At 65.7% G+C, this 22,575-nt stretch carries 24 protein-coding genes; 17 read left to right on the forward strand and 7 right to left on the reverse strand.

The window, feature by feature from the left end:
- The first annotated feature begins 29 nt into the window (after positions 1-29).
- The 4 genes from LAQ58_RS13175 to npdG all read left to right on the forward strand — a co-directional run bounded on the left by LAQ58_RS13175 (position 30) and on the right by npdG (position 2,417).
- Positions 30-452 carry a UPF0146 family protein gene (locus tag LAQ58_RS13175; protein WP_224447909.1) on the forward strand — a complete coding sequence of 141 codons (423 nt, stop codon included), beginning with the start codon at positions 30-32 and terminating at the stop codon, positions 450-452.
- Between the two features lie 118 nt (positions 453-570).
- Entirely contained in the window at positions 571-1,434 is an 864-nt protein-coding gene (locus tag LAQ58_RS13180; RefSeq protein ID WP_224447910.1) for a TIGR01548 family HAD-type hydrolase, read from the forward strand.
- Positions 1,435-1,438: 4 nt separating this feature from the next.
- Positions 1,439-1,669, forward strand: a complete 231-nt coding sequence (locus LAQ58_RS13185; RefSeq protein WP_224447911.1) for a DUF7534 family protein — start codon at positions 1,439-1,441, stop codon at positions 1,667-1,669.
- Positions 1,670-1,748: 79 nt separating this feature from the next.
- Complete coding sequence (gene npdG / locus LAQ58_RS13190; protein WP_224447912.1) at positions 1,749-2,417, forward strand: NADPH-dependent F420 reductase; 669 nt, start codon at positions 1,749-1,751, stop codon at positions 2,415-2,417.
- 109 nt (positions 2,418-2,526) lie between these two features.
- Here the strand turns inward: npdG and prf1 are convergent, their stop codons facing one another.
- Positions 2,527-3,771: a peptide chain release factor aRF-1 gene (gene prf1 / locus LAQ58_RS13195; RefSeq protein WP_224447913.1), complete on the reverse strand. Its 1,245-nt coding sequence runs from the start codon at positions 3,769-3,771 to the stop codon at positions 2,527-2,529.
- A gap of 131 nt (positions 3,772-3,902) precedes the next feature.
- Between prf1 and LAQ58_RS13200 the strand changes: the two genes are divergently transcribed.
- Complete coding sequence (locus LAQ58_RS13200) at positions 3,903-5,228, forward strand: MinD/ParA family ATP-binding protein (RefSeq protein ID WP_224447914.1); 1,326 nt, start codon at positions 3,903-3,905, stop codon at positions 5,226-5,228.
- A 40-nt stretch (positions 5,229-5,268) separates the two neighbouring features.
- Positions 5,269-5,409: a hypothetical protein gene (locus LAQ58_RS13205; protein WP_224447915.1), complete on the forward strand. Its 141-nt coding sequence runs from the start codon at positions 5,269-5,271 to the stop codon at positions 5,407-5,409.
- Positions 5,410-5,421: 12 nt separating this feature from the next.
- Here the strand turns inward: LAQ58_RS13205 and argS are convergent, their stop codons facing one another.
- Positions 5,422-7,194, reverse strand: coding sequence for an arginine--tRNA ligase (gene argS / locus LAQ58_RS13210; RefSeq protein ID WP_224447916.1), 1,773 nt, complete (start codon positions 7,192-7,194; stop codon positions 5,422-5,424).
- 224 nt (positions 7,195-7,418) lie between these two features.
- Between argS and LAQ58_RS13215 the strand changes: the two genes are divergently transcribed.
- Both LAQ58_RS13215 and ribB read left to right on the forward strand, forming a co-directional pair.
- Positions 7,419-8,117, forward strand: a complete 699-nt coding sequence (locus LAQ58_RS13215) for a DUF120 domain-containing protein (protein ID WP_224447917.1) — start codon at positions 7,419-7,421, stop codon at positions 8,115-8,117.
- Positions 8,117-8,848 carry a 3,4-dihydroxy-2-butanone-4-phosphate synthase gene (gene ribB, locus LAQ58_RS13220; RefSeq protein ID WP_224447918.1) on the forward strand — a complete coding sequence of 244 codons (732 nt, stop codon included), beginning with the start codon at positions 8,117-8,119 and terminating at the stop codon, positions 8,846-8,848. Before LAQ58_RS13215 ends, ribB begins: the two co-directional genes overlap by 1 nt.
- A 20-nt stretch (positions 8,849-8,868) precedes the next feature.
- On the opposite strand, the gene LAQ58_RS13225 is transcribed toward ribB, so the two are convergent.
- The gene (locus LAQ58_RS13225; protein WP_224447919.1) at positions 8,869-9,759 is read right to left on the reverse strand and encodes an NAD-dependent epimerase/dehydratase family protein; all 891 of its coding nucleotides are present in this window, start codon (positions 9,757-9,759) and stop codon (positions 8,869-8,871) included.
- A gap of 117 nt (positions 9,760-9,876) precedes the next feature.
- Here LAQ58_RS13225 and LAQ58_RS13230 point away from each other — a divergent pair, with 117 nt between their 5' ends.
- The gene (locus LAQ58_RS13230; RefSeq protein WP_224447920.1) at positions 9,877-10,806 is read left to right on the forward strand and encodes a branched-chain amino acid transaminase; all 930 of its coding nucleotides are present in this window, start codon (positions 9,877-9,879) and stop codon (positions 10,804-10,806) included.
- Positions 10,807-11,014: 208 nt separating this feature from the next.
- On the opposite strand, the gene LAQ58_RS13235 is transcribed toward LAQ58_RS13230, so the two are convergent.
- Entirely contained in the window at positions 11,015-11,647 is a 633-nt protein-coding gene (locus tag LAQ58_RS13235) for a DUF502 domain-containing protein (protein WP_224447921.1), read from the reverse strand.
- Positions 11,648-11,754: 107 nt separating this feature from the next.
- Positions 11,755-12,594 carry a proline dehydrogenase family protein gene (locus tag LAQ58_RS13240; RefSeq protein ID WP_224447922.1) on the reverse strand — a complete coding sequence of 280 codons (840 nt, stop codon included), beginning with the start codon at positions 12,592-12,594 and terminating at the stop codon, positions 11,755-11,757.
- Positions 12,595-12,703: 109 nt separating this feature from the next.
- Here LAQ58_RS13240 and LAQ58_RS13245 point away from each other — a divergent pair, with 109 nt between their 5' ends.
- The 7 genes from LAQ58_RS13245 to LAQ58_RS13275 all read left to right on the forward strand — a co-directional run bounded on the left by LAQ58_RS13245 (position 12,704) and on the right by LAQ58_RS13275 (position 19,723).
- The gene (locus tag LAQ58_RS13245) at positions 12,704-13,246 is read left to right on the forward strand and encodes a CDP-2,3-bis-(O-geranylgeranyl)-sn-glycerol synthase (RefSeq protein ID WP_224447923.1); all 543 of its coding nucleotides are present in this window, start codon (positions 12,704-12,706) and stop codon (positions 13,244-13,246) included.
- A gap of 211 nt (positions 13,247-13,457) precedes the next feature.
- Positions 13,458-13,979: an orotate phosphoribosyltransferase gene (gene pyrE / locus LAQ58_RS13250; protein ID WP_224447924.1), complete on the forward strand. Its 522-nt coding sequence runs from the start codon at positions 13,458-13,460 to the stop codon at positions 13,977-13,979.
- Between the two features lie 112 nt (positions 13,980-14,091).
- Positions 14,092-14,805, forward strand: coding sequence for a phosphoribosyltransferase family protein (locus LAQ58_RS13255; protein WP_224447925.1), 714 nt, complete (start codon positions 14,092-14,094; stop codon positions 14,803-14,805).
- Positions 14,806-14,895: 90 nt separating this feature from the next.
- Positions 14,896-16,377 (forward strand): NCS2 family permease, encoded by a 1,482-nt coding sequence (locus LAQ58_RS13260; protein WP_425490714.1) that lies wholly within the window; start codon positions 14,896-14,898, stop codon positions 16,375-16,377.
- Positions 16,378-16,493: 116 nt separating this feature from the next.
- The gene (locus LAQ58_RS13265; RefSeq protein WP_224447927.1) at positions 16,494-17,924 is read left to right on the forward strand and encodes an NCS2 family permease; all 1,431 of its coding nucleotides are present in this window, start codon (positions 16,494-16,496) and stop codon (positions 17,922-17,924) included.
- Between the two features lie 64 nt (positions 17,925-17,988).
- Entirely contained in the window at positions 17,989-19,383 is a 1,395-nt protein-coding gene (locus tag LAQ58_RS13270) for an aryl-sulfate sulfotransferase (RefSeq protein WP_224447928.1), read from the forward strand.
- An 85-nt stretch (positions 19,384-19,468) separates the two neighbouring features.
- Entirely contained in the window at positions 19,469-19,723 is a 255-nt protein-coding gene (locus LAQ58_RS13275; RefSeq protein ID WP_224447929.1) for a glutathione S-transferase N-terminal domain-containing protein, read from the forward strand.
- Positions 19,724-19,727: 4 nt separating this feature from the next.
- On the opposite strand, the gene LAQ58_RS13280 is transcribed toward LAQ58_RS13275, so the two are convergent.
- Both LAQ58_RS13280 and LAQ58_RS13285 read right to left on the reverse strand, forming a co-directional pair.
- Entirely contained in the window at positions 19,728-20,069 is a 342-nt protein-coding gene (locus LAQ58_RS13280; RefSeq protein WP_224447930.1) for a hypothetical protein, read from the reverse strand.
- Between the two features lie 64 nt (positions 20,070-20,133).
- A complete protein-coding gene (locus LAQ58_RS13285) occupies positions 20,134-21,105 on the reverse strand; it encodes a transcriptional regulator (protein ID WP_224447931.1) in 972 nt (323 codons plus the stop codon).
- Between the two features lie 146 nt (positions 21,106-21,251).
- Between LAQ58_RS13285 and LAQ58_RS13290 the strand changes: the two genes are divergently transcribed.
- Positions 21,252-22,523: a tRNA(Ile)(2)-agmatinylcytidine synthase gene (locus tag LAQ58_RS13290; protein WP_224450171.1), complete on the forward strand. Its 1,272-nt coding sequence runs from the start codon at positions 21,252-21,254 to the stop codon at positions 22,521-22,523.
- Positions 22,524-22,575 lie beyond the last annotated feature (52 nt).

The following is a 22,575-nucleotide window of genomic DNA, read 5'->3' on the forward strand; positions in this document are numbered from 1 at the left end:
AAGACGGGGCTTGCCATAAACTTCCCGACGTGAAAGACCGGAGAGAAGAGGCGCTCGTCGCCCGACTATCGGCGTACGACTCGCTCGTCGAAGTCGGCGTCGGCCGCCGCCCCGACGTGGCCGCGGGTCTCGCGGCGGCGGGGTGCGCCGTCACGGCGACGGACGTCCACGAGTTTCCGGTCCCGGACAGCGTTGAGTTCGTCCAAGACGACGTCGTCGCCGCCAGCGAGGCGGCGGCGCCGGGCGAACACTACCAAGCCGACGCGCTGTACGCGCTGAACTCCCCGCCGGACCTCCACGGGCCGCTCCGCGACGTGGCGCGTGCGGTAGGCGCGGACTGCCTGTTCACGACGCTCGGCTTCGACGAACCCGCAGTACCGGTTCGACGGGAGTCGCTTGACGCCGAGACGCTGTACGTCGCCGAGAGCGACGTGAGGGGCGGTCTGTCGTAGCACCGCCCGAGAACGGCCGAGAGAGGGCGCGTCGAGTCTACTCCCGACGACTCGAAGAACTCGGCGAGTTGGGAGGTTATCCGGAACGCATTTGCGGTCTCCGGTTCGCACGAAACGTATGCAGACCGACGCGGTCGTTCTCGACGTAGATGGAGTGCTCGTCGACGTCGCCGACTCCTATCGCCGCGCCGTCGTCGAGTCCGTCGACTGGGTGTACGGGCGGACGGTTCCGGTCGCGAACCTCCAGGCGTTCAAGGACGCGGGCGGGTTCAACAACGACTGGGAGTTGACGTACGCCGTCGCGCTCTACGTGCTCGCACAGCGGGAGGGACTGAAGATGGCGCCCGACAATTTCGCGGCGCACGTCGCCGAACGCGGTGGCGGTCTCGACGCCGCGCAGTCAGTCGTCGCCGACATGCCGAGCATCTCGCAGGCGCGGGTCCGCGACAAGTGGGACCCAGAGCGCCTCCGAGACGTGTTTCAGGCGCTGTATCTCGGAAGTGACCTCTACCGCGAGTTCGAGGGTGGCGACCCGCCGTTCGAGACGACGGGCTACATCCACGACGAACCGGTCATCCTCGCCGAAGAGACCGTGAGAGCCCTCACAGGACGTTTCGACGTCGGCGTGTTGACCGGCAGACCCGAAGCGGAGGCCGAGATCGCGCTCGACAGAGTCGGCCTCGACGTTCCCGAGAACTACCGCTTCACGATGGACGACTGGGAGGAGGGGAAACCGCATCCGAAGGCGTTGATGACGCTCGCCGAGCGCTTCGAGGCGGAAACGGTGACGTTCGTCGGTGACACACTCGACGACGTGCGGACGGCGGTGAACGCCGCCGAACGCGACCCCGAGCGGACGTACCGTGGCGTCGGCGTGTTGACCGGCGGTCTCACCGGCGAGGAGGGACGAGCGAAGTACGAGACGACCGGAGCGGCAGCCGTCGTCGACAGCGTGAACGATCTGCCCGCACTGCTGGAGTGAACCGATGAACCGACGGCGCTTCCGGGCGTTTCTGCTCACCATGCTGGCACTGGATGCGCTGGCGCTCGTCGTCGTCCCGTTCGTGATACCACCGGACCCGACGGCGCGGATGATGGTGTTCGCCGCGGTGCTGCTGACGATTCCGGCGCTCGCGTTCTGGTTGGCGTACCGCGGCGGGTTGGAGCGCCTCGGCGTCTGGTCGCCGGAGACCGAAAAGTCGGCCGACGACGAGTGAGTTCGAGGTGGGCTCGGCGACTCTCGACAGTTCTCTCCGCTCGCGCAACGTTTAGGGAACGGCCCGACACACATCCACCATGCGAATCGCGTTACTCGGCGGAACCGGCGACATCGGCGAAGGACTGGCCCTTCGGTGGGCGTACGACACACCCCACGAGGTGCTCATCGGCTCTCGCGACCCCGAAAGGGCGCGCACGAAGGCCGAGGAGTACGAGACGGAACTCGACAGCCGCGGCGTCGAGGTGAAGATAAACGGGTTCGCGAACGAGATGGCCGCCGACCGCGCCGATGTCGTCGTCCTCGCGGTGCCGCCGTACCACGTCGCAGACACCGTCGAGGCGGTCGCCGACAAACTCGACGACGGGGACGTGCTCGTCAGTCCGGCGACGGGGATGAAACGCGACGACGACGGGTTTCACTACCACCCGCCGAGCGCCGGGAGCGTGACGCAGTTGGTCGCCGACAGCGCGCCCAACGGCGTGCCGGTCGTCGGCGCGTTCCACAACCTCGCGGCCGGACGGCTTGCCGATTTGGACGCCGACCTCGGCGTCGACGTGCTGCTCGTCGGCGACGACCCGGACGCGAAGGAGACGGTGCGGATGCTCACCGAGGCGATCGACGGTCTGCGCGCCGTCGACGCGGGCAGCATCACCAACGCGGCGGAAGTCGAGAGCGTGACGCCGCTTCTGGTGAACGTCGCGATGAACAACGACGATATGCACGATCTGGGCGTCCGGTTCGAGTAGGAGGGAACGCCGCGTTCGGCTCGAAGCCGGCTTCTACAAATGTTTTCTCAGCCGGTGAAATAAATTCTCACTGCGTGAGAAAAATATGTCAGTTAGAATACTGGTGTGCTTAGACGCCGGTGGAGTAGCGCAGAATGCCGGCGATACCGCCGAAGGCGTCGTACAGTTGCTCGCCTTTCTCGAAGTCGGTGCTGATGAACTTCGTCTCCGTGCCGCGCTGGTCGGCGATCTCCATCAGGTGTTCGATGACATCCTCGCGTTCGACGACTTCGGCCTCGCCGCCGTCGACGCACTTGTGGTTCGGCGTCGCGTGGCGGGCGTCGACGATCTCGTACTCCTCCTGTCCGTCGCAGTCGTAGACGACCACGTCTTTGCGGAGATCCTCGCTGATGAGCAGGCGGTCGACCGAACCCATGACCAGGTTCTTCCGGGTCGCCTCGAAGCCGTAGGTGGCGAGGTCGCCGGCGTGGAGGCTCTCGAAGAACTCCTCCATCTCGGCTTTGTCCTTCATCACCTCCTGGTCGGCGAGCACCTCCTGTGCGGCGTCGACGAGGTCGTACAGCCCCGACTCGTCGGTGTAGGAGACGTCGAACTTGCCGACGACTTTGTCCTGAATCTCGTGGTGAAGGTAGTCGCCGTCGAGGAACTCGTCTTTCGTCGGCGACGGGCCGCCGACGAGCACGCCGTCGAGTTCGTGGCGCTTAGCGACGAACAGGTCGTTGGCCATCTCGGCGACCTCCTGATAGAAGTTGTCGATAGCTTCGAGGCGGAGGCGGGCGAAACGCTGGGCGGACTGGCCGCCTTTGCGCTGCTTGCCCGGCACGAGCGAGGAGGCGGATTTGACCGGTTCGACGCGCTTGCCCTTCAGCCAGCCGACGTTCGCCTCGCGGCGGTCGAGGACGATGAGGCCGAACAGCCCCTTGTCCGAGAGCATCTGCTCTAACGGCTCGGTCAGGAAGGCCGAGTCACAGTGATAGCGGAACGACTGGACGGGTTCGGGCGGACTCTCCAGGGTCTTCGTCACCATCGTCGTCTGGCCACCGCCGGAGTTGATCGCGCCGGAGAAGATGACGATGCCGTTGTCCGGCGGGAACGTGTCGAAGTAGCGCAGGCGGTCCTTGATGCTCGTGAGCGCGTCCTGCACGTTCGTCCGCGTCTGCTTGGACTTGATGTTGGCCGCCTCGCTGTGTTCTTGGATGACGTGGTCGACCACGTCGGAGATCTGTTTGTCGGGAGGGATGTAGATAGTGACGAGCTGCGTCCCGGAGCCTTCGTACTCCGATAGCTCCTCGATGACCTTCCGGAACTCGTACTTCCGGCGGTCGTCGCTCGGCCCCTCGGCGTCAGCACTCATTACCACTACTAGTCCCGTCGGCCGGTAAGTATGCTTTGACTGGCGGGTGCCCCGACTGCGTGCGCGTCTCACGGCCGTCAGCGCGGGGTCGGCCGCCGGGGGCTACATTTATATCCCCGACACGGGAGGATGTGGATAACTCAATCATGGCTCGGATATACGCGGTCGCGAGTGCGAAAGGCGGCGTCGGAAAGACCACCACGACGGCGAATCTGGGCGCGGCGCTCGCAGCATCCGGGTACAGCGTCGCCGTCGTCGACGGCGACCTCGCGATGCCGAATCTCGCTGCCGCGGTCGGCGTCGACGTCTCGGAGGCGACGCTGCACGACGTACTCGCCGGACGAGCGTCCGTCGAAGACGCGACGTACCGCGCGGCGTCGGGCGTCGACGTCGTCCCCGGCGACGGGAGTCTGGACGCGTTCGCGGCCGCGGACCCAAGCGCGCTGCACACCGTCCTTACGGAACTCGACTCCTACGACTTCGTGCTCGTCGACACCGGCAGCGGCCTGACCCACGACGCCGTCCTCCCGTTGGGACTGGCCGACGCCGTGTTTCTCGTCTGCAACACCGAACGCGATGCGCTCGGCGACACGGACAAAACGCGCGAGGTGACCCAGCGACTGGGTGGAACGGTCGCCGGCGTCGTCCTGACGCGAGTCGACCCGGAGAACCCGAACGCCGAGGAAGTCGCGTCGCGTCTGGACGCGACGGTCATCGAGGCGATTCCGTCCGACGATGCGGTCGTCGAGTCGGTCGCGGCGTCGGTGCCGGTCTCGACGCACGCCCCCGACAGTCCCGCCGCCGCGGCGTACGCGGCGCTCGCCGAGACCGTCGAAGCGTACGAGCCGGGCGCGAAGGCGACGGCTCAGACCGATGACGCCGAAGCGGTCGAAGAAAACGACGGCGCTGACGAGGACGACGACACTGAAGCGGTCGAAGGGAACGACGACGCCGAAGCGGGCGAAGAGCCGGTGGACGCGGGGTTCGACGACGGCGGAAGTGCTCCAGCCGAGAGTGCGTTCTCCATCGCCAACGCGGAGGCAAAACTCGGCATCGGCGGCGACGAAATCACCGAAGGCGTCGACGACGACGAAACCGCCGAGAGCGGCGAACTCGACGAAGGCAACAAAGACGACGCTACCGACCCCGTCACTGACGCCATCGTCGAAGCCGAAGGGACAGCAGATGCGGTCGACGAGGCAACTGTCGACGACGAAGATGGGGATTCTGACGACGAGGTTGACGGAGACGACGGCGTGTTCGACACCGCGCTGGTCGAGGAGGCGGAGAACACCGGGGCCGCAGGCGACGACTCCGACCGCGGCGCTACGGCGACCGACGAGGGAGAAGCTAATGGAGCCGAAGAAGCGGACGAAGGGGAGGACGAAGAGACGGCCGACGAGGAAACCGAGAAGCGGGGCAAAGACAGAGGCTTCCTCGGTCGACTGCTGCGTTGAAAACGGGAAGTTCTTTTAGGCGACCCGTCACACCAACGGTATGGCCGAAGACGAAACCGTCCCTTTCTGGTGGGTCGCGTTGTTTCTCGCACTCGCACTCGGTGCGGGCGTGATAGCCGTCACCTCCGTCGGCGGTAGTCTCATCGACTCCGCGGGCGTCGTGCTCCCGCTGCTTTTCTGAGCCGACGCGCGCTCACATCGACGTCGGGGCTTCGACACCGAGAGCGTCGAGTGCGTTGGCGACCGAGTGCCGAGCGCCGGCGACAAGCGCGAGTCGGGCGTCTCTCTTTTCACCTTTGGCGGTGAGCACCGGACACTCGCGGTAGAACGCGTTGAACGTCTCCGCGAGTTCGCGCGTGTACGTCGCGACGACGTGCGGTTCGAGGTCCTCGGCGGCTTCTTCGATGACCGCCGGGAACCGAGCGAGCGTCCGGACGAGCGCGCGTTCCTCGGGTGCGTCGAGGAGGTCCGCGTCGATGGTTCCGAGGTTCAGCGACTGACCCTCTGCGACGTTCACGCCCGCCTCCGTGAGAATACCGCAGCAGCGCGCGTGGATGTACTGGACGTACGGCGCGGACTGCGCCTCGAAGTCGAGCGCGCGGTCCCACTCGAACGTGATGGCCTTCGTCGGCTGTTTCGAGACGATGTCGTAGCGGACGGCCCCGATTCCGACCTGTCGGGCGATGCGTTCGATGTCTTTCTCCGTGAGGTCGTCGTCGCGGATTCGCGAGTCGAGTCGGGACTCGACCTCCTCGCGGGCGCGGGCGATGGACTCGTCGAGCAAGTCGTCGAGGTCGACGCCCGTCCCCTTGCGGGTGCTCATCTTCCCCTCCGGGAGATTGACGTAAGAGTAGATGGCGTGACGCAGTTGGCCAATGTCGTTGCCGAGCAGTTCGAGCGCGGCGTTCAGCTGTTCGGCCTGCAGTTTGTGGTCCTCGCCGAGCACTGTCACCGCCTCGTCGTAGTTAGTGAACTTCCACTCGTGGTGGGCGAGGTCGCGGGTGGTGTACAGCGTCGTCCCGTCCGACCGGAGGAACACCAGTTTCTTCTCGATGTCCCAGTCGGTGAGGTCGAGTTGCCAGGCGTCCTCCTCGTAGACGGCTTGGTCCGAATTTTTGAGACGCTCGACTAACTCGTCGGCGGAGCCGTCGCGCATGAACCGCGACTCCTTGACGAACTCGTCGAACACCGCCGGGAGCCGGGCGAGCGACTGGCGCATCCCGCCGAGCACCTGGTCGACGACGACCTCGACGCGCTCGAACGCCTCCTCGTCGCCCTCCTCCAGCCCTCGCATGATGGCCTCGATCTCCGCTTCCGCATCGGCAACGGCGTCGGCGTCGCCCTCCTCCAGAAACTGGTTGCCTTTGCGGTAGTACCGCACCAGGTCGTAGTCAGCTCGGTCGCGCTCGGGTTCCGGGAGGTCGGACTCGTCGAACGTCTCGTACGCCCACGTGAAGACGGCGACCTGGCGACCCGCGTCGTTGACGTAGTAGTGACGCTCGACGTCGTTGCCCGCGTAGTCGAGAACGCGCGCGACGGCGTCGCCGAGGATTGGGTTGCGCGCGCGGCCGACGTGGACCGGCCCAGTCGGATTTGCGCTCGTGTGCTCGACGACAACCGATTTGCCGGTGTCGGGGAGGCGGCCGTACTCCTCGTCGGTCGCCGCGGCGTCGAGCGTGTCGGCGAGGTAGGAGTCGGTCGGAGTGAAGTTGACGTAAGGGCCCTGCGTCGTCGCGTCGGCGACGTACTCGTACTCGTCGAGGGAGAGTTCGTCGACGAGCCGAGCGGCGACCTGCGGCGGGGCCGCGCCGAGTTCGCCCGCGAGGCGGAACGCGACGCTCGACGCGAGGACGGCGTCGACGTCTTCGGGCGGTTCCTCGACGCCGAGGTCGTCGGTCGGCGCGTCGAGTGCCGACAGCGCGTCGGTCAGCGCCGACTCGACCTGACTCCGAAACTGTCTGAACATGCCCGTTGGTTTTCGAGGGTCGGATAAATGTATTTCCGAACCGCGGGCCGACGCGTCGCTGTCGCACGGACCACGCTAACGTATCACCGTGACCGATGAACTTAGATGGGTGAACGTCGTTACTTGCGGTAGGCGTCGCGTTCTCACGGTAAGTACCCCATAACACATTTGAGACGCATCTCAGATTCGTCATACTTATGCGGGCGGCAACCGGAGTGAGACGTATGCCAGAAACGGTAGTCGCCGTCGGCCACGACGAGTTGGCCGCGTTGAAGCACGTCGCTCTCGATGGCGGATTGGCCGGACCCGTGAAAGTGTCCTGCGCCGGACTCGCCGGGCGTCTCGACGCGTCGAACCAGACGGCGTCCCGCCGCCTCCAGCGCCTCGACGAGGCCGGACTCGTCGAACGCGACATCGTCAGCGACGGACAGTGGGTGTCGATAACCGACGACGGTGAGGCAGCGCTCCGACAGGAGTACGCCGACTATCGCCGCATCTTCGAAGACGACACCGAACTCACCCTGACGGGAACCGTCACGGGCGGGATGGGCGAGGGTCGCCACTACATCTCGCTTTCGGGATACATGGAGCAGTTCAAGGAGCGACTCGGCTACGAACCGTTCGCGGGGACGCTCAACGTCGAACTCACCGACGAGTCCGCTCGAACGCGCGCCGGGATGGCGAATCTCGACGCGGTCCCGATAGACGGTTGGGAGGACGACGAGCGGACGTTCGGTCCGGCCGCCTGCTACGCGGCGACGGTCGAACATGACGGGTCGACGTACGAGACGGCCCACATCATCGTTCCCGAACGAACCCACCACGACGAGCGCCAACTGGAGATCATCGCCCCCGAAAAACTCCGCGACGCGTTGGGTCTCGACGACGGAACGACGGTCACCGTCTCCGTGGAGGACGCCTGATGACCCAACGCGCGAGCGACGACGCCGTGAACTCGACTCCGGGTGCGGACGCAAATACGAGCGCCGACGGCGGCGTTCGGGACGCAGTCGACGCCTTCCGGCGCGGCGAACCGGTTCTCATCCACGACTTCGACGACCGAGAGGGCGAGACGGACATCGTCTACCCCGCAGGCGCGGTGACGCCGACGGCCGTCTCGCACCTCCGAAACGACGCGGGCGGTCTCGTCTGTACCGCGCTCTCGGACGCCGTCGCCGACGCCGTCGGCCTGCCGTTTCTCGACGACGCGCTCGACCATCCGAGCGCCGGCGACCACGACCTCCGATACGATAGCCGGTCGTCGTTCTCGCTGCCGGTGAACCACCGCGACACGTTCACCGGCGTCACCGACGAGGACCGCGCGCTGACTATCAGGAAACTCGCCGAGGCGGCGACCGCCGTCGAGACCGTTCCGGCAAGCTACGGACCCGAGGAGTTCGCCGCGGAGTTCCGTTCGCCCGGCCACGTCAACCTGCTTCGCGGCGCGCCGGCGCTGCTCGCCGACAGGCGCGGACACACCGAACTCGGCCTGGCGCTCGCCGCCGAGGCCGATCTTCCCGCTGCTGTTGTCGTCTGTGAGATGCTCGACGACGAGAGCGGGCGGGCGCTCTCGCCCGCCGACGCGCGTGCGTACGCCGAGCGACGCGGATTCGTCTACCTCGAAGGCCAGCAGTTGGTCGACGAACTGGCGTAGTCGCCACTTTTTCGGCCCTCTCACTCCGCCTTCCGCCAGCTTCGCATCGGCGTCCACCCGAGCATCTGCGTCGCTTTCGACGTGTCCACGAGGCTCTCGTAGTCAGAGAAGTCGTGCCGGGTCTCGGTGTCCGGATACACCTCGTCTACGAGGTCCGCCGTCGGGCAGCCGACCGTCGTGTCCGTCGCCGCCGCCCAGAACGTCTCATGACCCCGGAAGTCGGTTTCGAGACAGCGCCGAAAGAGGTCGGAGAGGTCGTCGAGGTGGACGTACGCGAACAGCGTGTTCCGCGCCGAGTGAAAGAAGGGCGCGTCGCGAACCGCGTCGAGCGAGCGGTCTCCGTCGACGAGCGTCTCCTCCATATGGTCGTCGTCCATCACGATGGGAAATCGGAGCGTACTGACCGTCTGCGGACCGTCGTTGCGGCGGGCGATACCCTCGGCCGTCTGTTCGAGGACACGCTTGCCCAGTGCGTACGGGTCCCGGGGGTCAACCGGGTGCGGTTCGTCGACCGGCAGGTAGTCGAGGCGGACCGGGTCGGGGTCGAACCCCGCGCCGAGGGCGCTCATGCTCGACGCGACGGCTGCGCGATCGATGCCGAGGTGCTGGCACGCTTCGAGCACGTGGTAGGTCGACAGCACGTTGCTCTCGAAGGTGACGTGGCCCGGGCCGGCGTCGGGGCGCGGAATCATCCCAAGGTGGACGACGCTGTCGGCGTCGCTCGCAGCGAGTGACCCGTACACCTCGCCTGCGTCGAGGAGGTCGGTGCGGCGGTACTCGTCGGCGACCGACTCGCGCCGCGACCCGCGACTGAGGTTCACCGTCCGGTAGCCATGTTCTCGCAGGTGTGCGAGGACGCCGCGACCGACCTGTCCGTTGCCGCCGGTGACAGCGATCGTTCGAGTGCGCATAGCTCCGTCTCCGTCCGCCGGAAACAAAGCGTCTGTCCTGTTAGCGGAACAATACACGGAGGATAGACCGTGAGGAATACGGGGTGTTTTATACGCACACCCGCGAATGAGGCCACTATGGGCTTCGACGAGATGGACGTTGATACCATCTGGATGAACGGCGAGTTCGTCGACTGGGACGACGCGAAGATTCACGTGCTGTCGCACGGTCTCCACTACGGAACCGGCGTCTTCGAGGGCGTCCGCTGCTACGACACGGAGAACGGTCCGGCCATCTTCCGCTGGGAGGAGCATCTTGAGCGGTTCTACGACTCCACGAAACCGTACGACATGGAGATTCCGTACGAACCGGCCGAACTGACCGAGGCGACGCTCGAACTCATCCGGAGACAGGACCTCCAGAGCTGTTACATCCGGCCGATAGCCTACTACGGCTACGACTCGCTGGGCGTCAGTCCGGGCGACTGCCCGACGGACGTCACCATCGCGGCGTGGCCGTGGGGGGCGTACCTCGGCGAGGAGGCGCTGGAGAACGGCATCGAGGTGATGGTCTCCTCGTGGCGCAAGCACGCGTCCAGTCAGATTCCGACGAACGCGAAGACCACCGGCCTGTACGTCAACAGCCTCCTCGCCGGCGAGGAAGCGCGACGCAACGGCTTCGCCGAGGCCATCGTCCTCAACAAGGAAGGCAACGTCGCCGAGGGTCCGGGCGAGAACATCTTCCTCGTCCGCGACGAGACCATCTACACGCCGGGACTCTCGCAGAGCATCCTCGACGGCATCACTCGCGACACCGTCATCAAACTGGCGCGCGAGCGCGGCTACGAAGTCGACGACACGGCGACCATCAGCCGCGGCGAACTCCACACCGCCGACGAATTGTTCTTTACCGGCAGCGCCGCCGAAGTGACCCCCATTCGGCAGGTCGGAAACGTCGAAATCGGCGACGGGTCGCGCGGTCCCGTAACCGAGGAGCTCCAGTCGGCCTTCTTCGACCTCGTGGAGCGGCGGACCGACGACCACGACGAGTGGTTCGACTACGTCTGAAGAGGATTCTGAGGCGAACAGGCGAGACGGCCGTCGTCTTCGTCTCCGTCTCCGTCTCCGCGTGACGCGCCGAGGTGTCTCGCGCACCCGCCTCGGCCCCGACGCGGCGATAAGTCAACGCACGCGGGCGGATTGTCCCGCTATCACGTTTCAACCTACGGAGCGGCGACGCTGGTCACAAATCGCACCGAGAGGAATTCGCGGCCACTCAGTTGTCGTTCGACCGCTGGATGTCGTCGACGGACACTTCGTCAATGACGTCGATGTCGATACCGGGGTCGGAGTTCTCGCCGAATCCGGCGCTGAGGATGCGCGTCAGCGCCTCCTCGACCCGTTCGTCGGTCTCTTCGATTCGGTCTTCGTCGACTTCGATCACGAACCCGGAGGTGATGTTCGGAGCGGTCGGAAGAAAGAGGACGACGCGGCCGTCGTCGGTTCGTTTGCCGGTTTTGAACGCCGTCATGCGCAGGCCGTTCCACGTTTCGATACGAACGGGGGTCTGGAGTTCTTCGGTTCCGGTGAGAGCGGTTTCGACGGCGAGTTTCGAGGCGTTGTAGAGAATGCGAATCAGCGGGACCTGGTTCATCGTTGCGTCGATACCGTCTTCGACGAGACGGCCGAACGTCGTGCGCATGAGGTAGCCGACAGAGAAGACGAGCATCAGGAAGATGGTGATTATCGTCAGTACGGCCATCCACTCGTACTCCATCTGGCCAACGAGATACTCGATGATCGGAAGATCGGCGATCTGTTGGTAGAACCAGTTGAGGACGAGGAGGATAACCAGAAGCGGGGTGAGGACGACGAGGCCGCTCGCGAAGTCGCGTTTCCACGTGGACATTCTCGGGCGATACTGCGTCCGGCGGGGTTAAGAGGTCTTCTACCGAGTTGCTAGGTCAGCCGGTCGTGACTGTACGTTCCGCGCGTCTCCGCCGAGTGTCTCGGTCCTCAGACGCCAGCGATGGCGCGGAGGGCGAACAGCGCGTTCTCCTTGCGCTCGCGGACCCGGCGGTAGAAGTAGGAGAACCACTTGCCGCCGTAGGGCGCGTACTGCCACACCTCGTAACCGTCGGCGGCGAGTTCGCGCTGTGCATTCTCGCGGACGCCCATCAGCATCTGTATCTCGAAGTCGGTGCCGTACTCGTCGTGGAGGTCGATGGCGTACTGAATCATCGCCGGGTCGTGACTCCCGACGGCGATGCCGCCGTCGAACTCCTGAAACATGAACTCCAGATTCTCACGGTAGGACTCGTTAACGTCGGCTTTGTCCGTGTACGCGATGTCTTCGGGTTCGTCGTACGCGCCCTTCACGAGACGGACCTTTCCGGGCACGTCGGCCAGTCGTTCGAGGTCGGTCCGCGTCCGGCGGAGGTTCGCCTGGACGCAGACGCCGACGTTGCCGCCGGTCGCTTCGGCGAACGTCTCGTACGCCGCCAACGTCGCGTCGGTGGTGCCGTGGTCCTCCATGTCAACCCAGACGAACTCGTCGTGTTCGGCCGCGGCGTCGGTGATGCGTTCGAGGTTCTCTCGGAACACGTCCTCGCCGACGTCGAGGCCGATCTGTGAGGGTTTGACCGAGATGCACGCGTCGAGGTTCGTCCGGCCGAGGTCGGCCAGCAGGTCGACGTACGCGTCTGCGTCGGCGTCGGCGGGTTCGCGGGAGTCGTAGTGTTCGCCTAACAGGTTGAGGATGACCTTCACGCCGTCGGCGTTCGTCCGGCGGGCGTGTTCGAGCGCCGCCGCTGGCGTCTCGCCCGCGACGAACCGACCGGCGATGGGCGGAATCATGCTGACCAGTTGCGACCACCGCGTTATCAGCGTTATCCTCTGAAATCGAGGTCGGCGAATCGGCAGTCGACAGGAGAGAGATTAAATGCCGTCCACGAGTGGCCGCCGTATGGTCATCTCGCACCTCGTCTCGGCCGTCTGGTCGATGCTGCCCGCGTACGTCCCGAACAACGCCGCCGTCCTCTCCGGCGGCGGCGACCCCATCGACGGCGGGCGGACGTTGGGGGAGCGCCGACTGCTCGGCGACGGGAAGACGTGGCGCGGCACGGCGGTCGGCAGCGCCGTCGGCGTCCTCCTCGCCGTCTTGCTCAATCTCGTCCGCGGACGCGTCGAGACGCGCCTCGGCGTCTCGCTACCGAAGTTCAGCCTCGGCGGGGCCGTCGGTCTCTCCGTCGGCGCGATGCTCGGCGACATCGCGGCGTCGTTTCTCAAGCGTCGAACCGGGCGAGAGCGCGGCGCTTCCTTCCCGCTTCTCGACCAACTGGACTTCGTCGTCGGCGCGCTCGGACTGGCGAAACTGCTGGCGCCGACGTGGTTCGCCCGGACGTTCACGCCGGTTCGAATCGTCGTCGTCGTCGTCGTCACGCCCGTCCTCCACCTTGTGACGAACGCCATCGCGTATCTGCTCGGATTGAAAGACGAGCCCTACTAGACCGACCTTTTACGCTGCGCGAAACCGCTTTGCGGTTTCGCTCAGTGAAAGCTTGACCAAAAGCACTCCTCCCTCGCTACACTTCGTTCTGCTCGGTCGTCGGCCCGCTCGCTCGCACGCGGCCTCGCTCGCGGCACGACAACTTGCCCTGGACCACCGTCCTCGCCGCCAACCGGCCCGTTTATGACGCTCGGCGAACCCACACCGAGCAATGGCGAACGAGGAACTCATTGCGGCGCTTCGCGACGCAGAGGCGGTGAAGTTCGGCGAGTTCGAACTCTCCCACGGCGGGACGAGCGACTACTACGTCGACAAGTATCTGTTCGAGACCAACCCACACTGTCTACGCCTCATCGCCGAGGCGTTCGCCGAGCGCGTCGGCGACGAGAAACTCGCGGGCGTCGCACTCGGCGCGGTGCCGCTGGTCGCGGTCACGTCGGTTGAGACGGACCGCCCCTACGTCATCGCCCGCAAGAAAGCCAAGGAGTACGGGACGGCCAAGCGCATCGAGGGTCGCCTCGACGACGGCGAGAAGGTGTTGGTGCTCGAAGACATCGCGACGACCGGCCGGAGCGCCGTCGACGCCGTCGAAGCACTCCGCGACGCCGGGGCAGTCGTCGACCGGGTCCTCGTCGTCGTCGATCGCGAAGAGGGCGCGGAGGAACTGCTCGCCGAACACGACGTCGAACTGCAATCGCTGCTGACGGCGACAGACCTGCTGGCCGACCGGTAGTTGAGTCAGTCGGACCGGGTCGACCCCGTGCGCGTGGTAGCCATGCACGTGCGTAAATTTCGAACCGAGAATATCGAAGTGTTCATTGTTGTGCAAACGCGAAACGCGGGGTATGAACAGAGCCGAGAAGGCCGCCCTCCAACTGCAGGCGGTCGCAGTCCTCCGGATGCTGAAGGAGACGCGCACGTACGACGAACTCTCGGCGGTGACGGGACTTCCCGCCGGCGACCTCAACCGGTACGTCAACGGCCACGTCCTCCCCGGGAGCGAACGCGCCCGCGAAGTCGTCGAAGGCGTCGGCCGCGACGCCCTCTCGGCGGAACTCGAAGCGCGCGTCCGCTTCGACGACGAAGGCTACGTCGACAACTCCGGCGTCGTCTTCGACCAGTCGTTCTTGGACCTCGTTGCGCCCGTCGCCGCTAACAGCTTCGGCTTCGAGCGCCCCGACGTGATTCTGACCGCCGCCACCGACGGCATCACCCTCGGCGCGGCGATGGCGCGCTACTTCGACGCTCGCCTCGCCTACGCGAAGAAGTCGAAAGAGACGGCCGTCGAGGAGTTCATCGAGTCGCGCCAGCGTCTCGCCTCCGGCATCGAACTCACCTACTACCTCCCCGCGAGCGCGCTCTCGTCGGGCCAACGCGTCCTCGTCGTCGACGACCTCATCCGGTCGGGCGAGACCCAGGAACTGCTACTGGACATCGCCGAGCAGGGCGACACCACCGTGACGGGCGTGTTCGCGCTCATCGGCGTCGGCGACAAAGGCCTCGACCGGGCGCGAGAACTCACCGACGCGCCAGTCGGCGCGCTGACGACCCTCGACTGAGCGACGCTCACTCGCACGTTCTTGCACTTCTCGTCGGGAGCGATGGCAACGCCTATACGCGAGGTACTGCTTCGATGGCAAGGGTACTCGATGGAAAAACAGGATACGTCGGACGAATCGCAGCGTAGTTTCGGGCGCGCCACGACGAGTGTCGAACGGGCGCTCGATTCGTACTTCGGGCTCACAGAGCGCCGAAGCGACGTTCGAACGGAGGTGCTCGCGGGGCTGACAACGTTTCTGACGATGAGTTACATCGTCGTAGTCAACCCGGCGATACTGGCGGGTATTTCGGGTGAGAAACCAGGTATCGTGATACCGGGCTACGGCGTCGCGGAAGTGCAGGCGATGATTGCGGTAGCGACGGTTCTCGCCGCCGCCGCCGGGACGCTCGTAATGGCGCTGTACGCTAACCGACCGTTCGCGCAAGCGCCCGGGATGGGACTCAACGCGTTTTTCGCGTTCACCGTCGTCGGCGCGCTCGGCGTCCCGTGGCAGACGGCGCTCGCGGCCGTCGTCGTCGAGGGGTTGCTCTTCGTTGCTCTGTCGGCGGTCGGTGCGCGCGAGTACGTTCTGAGCGTGTTTCCGAAACCCGTGAAGTTCGCCGTCGGAACGGGCATCGGTCTCTTTCTGGCCATCATTGGGCTGCAGGAGATGCAGGTGGTCGTCGCCGACGAGTCGACACTCGTCACGCTGGGCGCCGTCGCCGCCGACCCCGTGGCGATGCTCTCGGTGGTCGGGCTGTTCCTCACCGTCGCGTTGTACGCTCGCGGCGTCCGCGGCGCTATCGTCCTCGGACTTCTCGCGACGACGGTTGCGGGGGCAGTAGCCGCGTTCGTCGGAGTCGTCGAACCGGGCGTCCTCGCCGTCGACGCGATTCGGGCAGGGAGCGTCGACCTCGCGTCGCTGCCGTCGGTTACCTACGACATCACGCCGCTGGCGGGCGCGTTCGTCGCCGGTCTCTCGACGGTCGACCCCACGACGTTCGCGCTGGTCGTCTTCATGCTATTCTTCGTCGACTTCTTCAACACTGCGGGAGCGTTGACCGGCGTCGCGCAGGTATCGGACGACCTCGACGAGAACGGCGACGTGCCCGACGCCGACGAGGCGCTGATGGCCGACGCCGTCGGCACCACCGTCGGCGGGATGCTCGGCACCTCCACGGTCACGACGTATATCGAATCGGCGGCGGGTGTCGAGGAAGGCGGTCGGACCGGCCTCACGGCGCTCGTCGTCGCGCTGCTGTTCGTCGCCTCGCTCGTGCTCGTCCCGCTGGCCGCAGCGATACCGCTGTACGCCTCCCACATCGCCGTCGTCGTGGTCGGCATCCTCATGTTCAGAAACGTCGTCGACATCCGGTGGGACGACATCACCCACGCCGTTCCGGCCGCGTTGACGATTCTCGTGATGCCGTTCACGTACTCCATCGCCTACGGCATCGCCGCGGGTATCGTCTCCTATCCGCTCGTCAAACTCGCCGCAGGCGAGATGGATGGGACGCGACCGGGTCACTGGGCGCTCGCTGGCGCGTTCGTCGTCTACTTCTACCTTCGAGCGGGCGGTATCAGCATCTAATCGGCCGCCTGACCGTCCCGCGGCCGGAAATTTTCGACGGCGCAGTATCCGCATAGATGCATAACTGTGCGAGATTAGATGGCAATTGTTAAGTTGGTAATGCATCATCGACCAACATGGGGCTACTGGATTCGTACTTCGAATTCGAAAAACATGGGACAAACTTACGAACAGAGGTTCTCGCGGGCATAACGACGTTCCTGACGATGAGCTACATCGTCGTGGTCAACCCGCAGATTCTCAGCGCGGCCATTGACGTGCAAAACCGAACCGATGCGCAGACCGTGCAGATGCTCGCCGTCGTGACACTCATCTCGGCGGCGGTGGCGACGTTCGTGATGGCGCTGTACGCCAAGCGGCCATTCGCGCAAGCGCCCGGCTTAGGGTTGAACGCGTTCTTCGCGTTCACCGTCGTTCTGGGGCTGGGGATTCCGTGGCAGACGGCGCTCGCCGCCGTCGTCGTCGAAGGGCTGTTGTTCATCGCGCTGACCGCCGTCGGCGCGCGCGAGTACGTTATCAATCTCGTTCCCGAACCCGTCAAGTTCGCCGTCGGCGGCGGTATCGGCCTCTTCTTGGCCATCATCGGACTACAGGCGATGCGCGTCGTCGCCGGTGACTCGGCGACGTTCGTCACGTTCAATCCCGTCTTCGCACAGGACCCCGTCGCGATCATCTCGGTTGTCGGCCTGTTCTTGACGCTCGCACTGTACGCTCGCGGCGTCCGCGGTTCCATCATCATCGGCATCGTCGCCACCTCCGTACTCGGGTACGCGGCGTCGACGCTGGGGTACAACGCATTCCCCGCCGACCAGGCCCCGCAAGGGACGACACTGCTGGGGTCGTCGCTCGTCGGCGACACCACGCTCACCTACGACCTCGCGGGCTACGACATCACCCCGCTCGTCGGCGCGTTCCTCGAAGGCCTCTCGAACGTCGACGCCCTCGCGTTTTCACTCGTCGTCTTCACGTTCTTCTTCGTCGACTTCTTCGACACGGCGGGGACGCTCGTCGGCGTCAGTCAGACCGGCGGCTTCCTCGACGAGGAAGGGAACCTGCCCGACATCGACAGGCCGCTGATGGCCGACGCAATCGGCACCACCGTCGGCGGGATACTCGGCACCTCCACGGTCACGACGTACATCGAGTCGTCGACCGGCGTCGAGGAGGGTGGCCGGACCGGCATGACCGCGCTGGTCGTCGCGCTGCTGTTCGTCGCCTCGTTGGCAATCGTCCCGCTGGCCGCGGCGATTCCGATGTACGCTTCCCACATCGCGCTCGTCGTCGTTGCGGTGTTGATGCTCCGCAACGTCGTCGACATCCGCTGGAACGACATCACCCACGCCGTCCCCGCCGGGATGACCATCCTCGTGATGCCGTTCACGTTCTCGATCGCCTACGGCATCGCCGCAGGTATCATCTCCTACCCGCTGGTAAAAATCGCCGCCGGAGAGCGCCGCGACGTCAGCGTCGGTCAGTGGGTGCTGGCGGGCGCGTTCGTCCTCTACTTCTTCGTCCGCACCAGCGGCATCCTCAGCGGACAGCTGTAGCCGCCGGAGGAGACGAGGACCGGCAAACATCAAGTTTCATAGCGGCACCAACCAACCGGACGCCATGGACCTGCCCTCCAGACGGTGGATACTGCGGGCGTTGGTCGCGTTCGCGGTCGTCGGACTGTTCGTCCCAGCCGGAATCGCGGCAGTCACGTACGACCCCGAAGACAAGACATCGCTTCAGCGCGGGACGGTTACCGACCGCGCGAACGGGTCGACGGTCGTCAGCGTCCAGGGCTTTCACTTCCAGGGCGAAGGGAACCAGAAGAAGCCGGCGCGCCTCGTCTCCGTCGACGAGCGCGGCGGAACAGAGTGGGTGTACGACGGCGGCAAGCGCGGTGCGACGTGGTTCTACGACGTCGACCCGCTCGACAACGGCAACCTGTTCGTCGTGTCGACGCGCCCCGAACAGACGCTCGTCTACGAACTCGACCCCGAGACGAAAGAGCGCGTCTGGCAGGAGGAGTTCGACATCGTCGACACCCACGACGCGGTGATGCTGAACGACGAGGAGATCGCGGTCGCCAACATGCGCAACTGGAACGAGTCGGCGGGGCGCAGCGACGACCGCGTCTTCGTCTACAACCGCACGACTGACGAGATAACCTGGGAGTGGTACTTCCGCGACCACTACGACGAGAGCACCGACGGCGGGATGAACGCCGACTGGACCCACGTCAACGACATCGAACCCGTCGGCGACGAGCACCTCCTGCTGTCGCCGCGGAACTTCGACCAGGCAATTCTGCTCAACCGGACGAGCGGCGAGATAGACCTCCGACTCGGCGAGGACGGTAACCACGACGTGCTCAACGAGCAGCACAATCCCGACTTCATGGAGAGCGAGGACGGCAACCCGGTCGTTCTCGTCGCCGACTCGGAGAACCACCGCGTTGTCGAGTACGAACACGTCGACGGCGTGTGGGAGCGGACGTGGGAGGTCGGCGAAGGGCAGTTCACCTGGCCGCGCGACGCCGACCGCCTCCCGAACGGCAACACGCTCATCACCGACACGATGAACCACCGCGTCGTCGAGGTGACGCCGCAGGGCGAGATCGTCTGGGAGTACTACGCGACGTGGGGGCCGTACGACGCCGAGCGCGTCGCCCACGGCGGCGGATCGAACGGCCCGACCATCAGCGACATGGGTGCGGAGGGAAGCTACGAACTCTCCGGCAGCGCCGGTCTCTCGCCCGGCGAGGGCGACCGAGTCTCCTTCAGCAACTGGGTCGTCGGCCCGTTCCTCGACACGCCGCTCGAGGGACTCGTGAGCGAGTTCGCGACGACGTGGGCACACCTCACGCCGTGGATTCGACCCGCGTGGCTCTCTAGTTGGGACTTCGTCTACAGCGTCCTCGGCGCGCTGCTCCTGCTCGGGTGGGCCGTAGCCGAACTGGTCGTCAACCGAAGTCGCATCCGGCGGCGAGTCTCCACCGCGACGAGACAGCGACTGTAGCGCGACGGCGCGAGACCACCTCCCGTGTGCACGCTCTCCGCACGCTCCCGGTGGGCTTTACCCTCTGGCTTTCCAAAGTCGGGTGATGTCGAACCTCGTACTGTACGAACTGGAGGGCTGTCCGTACTGCGCGAAAGTGAAGAACAAACTCGCCGAACTCGACCTAGAGTACGAGCCCCGGATGGTACCGCGGTCGCACTCCGAACGGACCGAGGTGAAGGAAGTGAGCGGCCAGACCGGCGTTCCGGTGCTCGTCGACGAAGAACACGACGTCCGCGGGATGCCCGAGAGCGACGACATCATCGCATACCTCGAAGAGACGTACGGGTCGGCGAGCTAACGGCTTACTGGCCGACGCCGCGAGCCGTCTCGTAACTTCGTCTGACGAACGGGAGGAGCGATTCGAGTTCGTTCGGCGAAATATAGACCGTCGACCACGTCTCCATCACGCCCGTCTCGCTGCGGAACGGGTCGACGAACCACTCGTTTTCGAACGCCGCTCGGGAGTCGGCGGTGAGGTCAGTGAGCGCGAGGCGCATTCCGTCCAAGACGGCGAACGGTTTGTTGTTGACGGTGTACGTCGTATAGCCGTCGCGCTGGCTGATGCAGACGTTCGGCCACGCCAGGACGAGGCTCTCGAATGCTTCACTGAGTCTCCCCGACCGCTCTGCACTCGGGTAGACCATGTTATTCACATACGGCACGTACGGGCAAGAACTCACCGTCGGCCCGTTCACCGGAGTGTCTCGACTACTGGTCGGTCGGTTCACCGGCGCGTTCGCGGATGAGGTCGCGAACGTCGTCGGGGTCGTCCATCGCTTCGAGTTCGTCACAGCCGACGAGCGCCGTCCCTTCGACGGAGTCGCGCTTGGTCCGCTTCTCGACGAAGTACACAGACCGCGTTCGCGTGACCGCGCCGAGTGAGGACATGATGCGAGCGCGTTTCTTCGCCGAGCGAGTGAACGCGGAGTGACCGGCCAGCAGGTTCTCCTCTCGGCTGTCGCTGTCCTCGCCGACGGCTTTGAACGGCGCGCGCATCGTCGGGTGCATGTCGAACCCTGCGCGGGTGAGAACGGTGACCACGTGGGCGTCCTCGGGGTCTGCTTCGGGGTCCTGCGGCGTCGGGTCGGCGTCGCGAACCTCGTCGGCGCCGTCGAGCACCGAGACGGGCGTGCTGAACGGTTGCTCGAACAGCTCTTCCAACTGGATGGCGACGTCGATGCTGGCGTTCATGCCGTCCTCGTACTTCGAGACGGTCCGCCGCGAGACGCCGAGTTCGGAAGCGAGTCGCCCGAGGCTCCAGCCGCGGCGCTCTCGCTCGTCGGCGAGCAGGTCGCCGTCGATGTCGACGTATAGTCCCCCGGGAGCCGCGTAGATGAGCGGCGGCACCTCCTCGATGAACAGGTCGTACGCCGTGTCCGGGTTGAACACCGGAACGCCGTGGCGGAAGTACACTACGCCGGGCTTGAGATCCTCGTCGCGCGTCCGCAGTCCGATCACCATCGGCGTCGCCGAGAGGTAGTTGCCGAGGCGGCGCATCTCCGCGCCCGTCGCGGCGTCGAACGCGTCGATGTTGCCGAGAATCTTCAGGAGGAGGAGGTCCTCGCCGCGGCGGGCGGCAAGGTCGAAGCTCTTCGGGCGGACGGCACAGCGGTCGCTGACGACGAACTCCGCGTCGCGCAGCATCGCGGTGACGTTCCCTACCAGAGCAGAGCGGGACATGGGGGGTAATAAGCCGTCACTTGTACATAATCGTTTCGGCGACTATCGCGTCGCCGTCAGTCGATTACTTTCACTCATGTCCGATAGCGTTAAGTAAGGAACAACGAGGCGAAAGCGGGATGTGGTCCCCGCGCCAACCGCCGAGGGTGACGGTCATCGGCCTCGACGACACCGACTCCCGCGAGCAGGGAATGTGTACGACGTACGCGGCGACGCTCGTCGCCGACGCGATTCGGGAGGCGGGCGGACGCGTCGAGCGTCGGCTCCTCGTGCGACTCAACCCGGCGGTGAAACACAAGACGCGAGGGAACGCGGCGCTGGCGCTGCACGCCGACGTCTCGCCCGAGACGGCCATGGACCTCGCCGCGGACGTCGTCGACCGCTTGGCGATCGGCGACGACCCACGAACGAGTCCCGGCGTCGTCGTCGCCAACGGCGACCCGGCGTCGGTGCCCGAATCGGTTCGGGCGTTCGCCCGCGAAGCCGTCCGCGAGTTCCACGCGACGGATGACGCCGTCGGACTCGCCGAGTCGGCAGGCTGCCGGCACCGCGGGTGGAGCGGCGGCCGCGGCCGCATCGGGGCGCTCGCGGCCGTCGGCGCGTGGGCGGCGTTCGACGAGTGGACCTACGAACAGATCTCCTACCGCGAGTTCGACCGCTGCGGGACGTCCCGCGCCGTCGACGACGACTCCGTCTTCGCGGCGGCCGAAGCCGCCTACCCCGACGCCTGGGACACCGTCGATACCGAGGAGGGACAGGCGGTCTGCGTGCCGAACGCGCCCGGCCCGATTCTCTACGGCGTCCGCGGCGACGACGCCGACGCCGTCCGCCGCGTCGCCGACGCTATCGAGAGCGAGCCGGTCGAGCGGACGGCGCTGTTTCTGACCAATCAGGGAACCGACGCCCACTTACGCGCCGGAACGCTCGACTCCGTCGAAGATGGCCGGGCCTACCGCCTCGACGGCCGCGTGTACGCCGACCCTGAGACCCGCGCAGGCGGCCACGTGTTCGTCACCCTCGCCGACGAGGGCGGTGAGACACTCCCCTGCGTCGCCTTCGAACCGACGAAGCGGTTCCGCGACCGGGTGCGGGCGCTCCGCGAGGGTGACCGCCTCACCGTCTGCGGCGAGGTGAGCGGGGGGACGCTCAAGTTAGAGAAGTTCGCCGTTCGGTCGCTCGACCGGGTCGAGACGGTCGTTCCCGATTGCCCGGACTGCGAGCGGCGGATGGAGAGCGCGGGGCGAGATCAGGGGTACAGATGCCGCGACTGTGGGACGCGGAGGGCGGGGAAAGTCGAGCGACGTGTCGAGCGCGACCTCGAAGAAGGGTGGTACGAGGTGCCGCCATGCGCGCGCCGCCACATCGCGAAACCGCTGGTCAGGGGCGGGTTCGACGGAGCGACCCATCCCGAGCGATAATGCCGGGCCAACTCGTGTGAGACGGTGCGTAACCACCGTTCCCGTGGGTACA

Source organism: Haloprofundus salilacus (assembly GCF_020150815.1).
Classification (GTDB): Archaea; Halobacteriota; Halobacteria; order Halobacteriales; family Haloferacaceae; genus Haloprofundus; species Haloprofundus salilacus.

What these genes read in the sequence shown, in the direction of transcription:
- LAQ58_RS13180 (WP_224447910.1), top strand. Translation starts at nt 571, where the DNA reads ATGCAGACCGACGCGGTCGTTCTCGACGTAGATGGAGTGCTCGTCGAC.
- LAQ58_RS13185 (WP_224447911.1), top strand. Translation starts at nt 1,439, where the DNA reads ATGAACCGACGGCGCTTCCGGGCGTTTCTGCTCACCATGCTGGCACTG.
- npdG (WP_224447912.1), top strand. Translation starts at nt 1,749, where the DNA reads ATGCGAATCGCGTTACTCGGCGGAACCGGCGACATCGGCGAAGGACTG.
- prf1 (WP_224447913.1), bottom strand. Translation starts at nt 3,771, where the DNA reads ATGAGTGCTGACGCCGAGGGGCCGAGCGACGACCGCCGGAAGTACGAG.
- LAQ58_RS13205 (WP_224447915.1), top strand. Translation starts at nt 5,269, where the DNA reads ATGGCCGAAGACGAAACCGTCCCTTTCTGGTGGGTCGCGTTGTTTCTC.
- argS (WP_224447916.1), bottom strand. Translation starts at nt 7,194, where the DNA reads ATGTTCAGACAGTTTCGGAGTCAGGTCGAGTCGGCGCTGACCGACGCG.
- LAQ58_RS13215 (WP_224447917.1), top strand. Translation starts at nt 7,419, where the DNA reads ATGCCAGAAACGGTAGTCGCCGTCGGCCACGACGAGTTGGCCGCGTTG.
- ribB (WP_224447918.1), top strand. Translation starts at nt 8,117, where the DNA reads ATGACCCAACGCGCGAGCGACGACGCCGTGAACTCGACTCCGGGTGCG.
- LAQ58_RS13225 (WP_224447919.1), bottom strand. Translation starts at nt 9,759, where the DNA reads ATGCGCACTCGAACGATCGCTGTCACCGGCGGCAACGGACAGGTCGGT.
- LAQ58_RS13230 (WP_224447920.1), top strand. Translation starts at nt 9,877, where the DNA reads ATGGGCTTCGACGAGATGGACGTTGATACCATCTGGATGAACGGCGAG.
- LAQ58_RS13235 (WP_224447921.1), bottom strand. Translation starts at nt 11,647, where the DNA reads ATGTCCACGTGGAAACGCGACTTCGCGAGCGGCCTCGTCGTCCTCACC.
- LAQ58_RS13240 (WP_224447922.1), bottom strand. Translation starts at nt 12,594, where the DNA reads ATGATTCCGCCCATCGCCGGTCGGTTCGTCGCGGGCGAGACGCCAGCG.
- LAQ58_RS13245 (WP_224447923.1), top strand. Translation starts at nt 12,704, where the DNA reads ATGGTCATCTCGCACCTCGTCTCGGCCGTCTGGTCGATGCTGCCCGCG.
- pyrE (WP_224447924.1), top strand. Translation starts at nt 13,458, where the DNA reads ATGGCGAACGAGGAACTCATTGCGGCGCTTCGCGACGCAGAGGCGGTG.
- LAQ58_RS13255 (WP_224447925.1), top strand. Translation starts at nt 14,092, where the DNA reads ATGAACAGAGCCGAGAAGGCCGCCCTCCAACTGCAGGCGGTCGCAGTC.
- LAQ58_RS13260 (WP_425490714.1), top strand. Translation starts at nt 14,896, where the DNA reads ATGGAAAAACAGGATACGTCGGACGAATCGCAGCGTAGTTTCGGGCGC.
- LAQ58_RS13265 (WP_224447927.1), top strand. Translation starts at nt 16,494, where the DNA reads ATGGGGCTACTGGATTCGTACTTCGAATTCGAAAAACATGGGACAAAC.
- LAQ58_RS13270 (WP_224447928.1), top strand. Translation starts at nt 17,989, where the DNA reads ATGGACCTGCCCTCCAGACGGTGGATACTGCGGGCGTTGGTCGCGTTC.
- LAQ58_RS13275 (WP_224447929.1), top strand. Translation starts at nt 19,469, where the DNA reads ATGTCGAACCTCGTACTGTACGAACTGGAGGGCTGTCCGTACTGCGCG.
- LAQ58_RS13280 (WP_224447930.1), bottom strand. Translation starts at nt 20,069, where the DNA reads ATGGTCTACCCGAGTGCAGAGCGGTCGGGGAGACTCAGTGAAGCATTC.
- LAQ58_RS13285 (WP_224447931.1), bottom strand. Translation starts at nt 21,105, where the DNA reads ATGTCCCGCTCTGCTCTGGTAGGGAACGTCACCGCGATGCTGCGCGAC.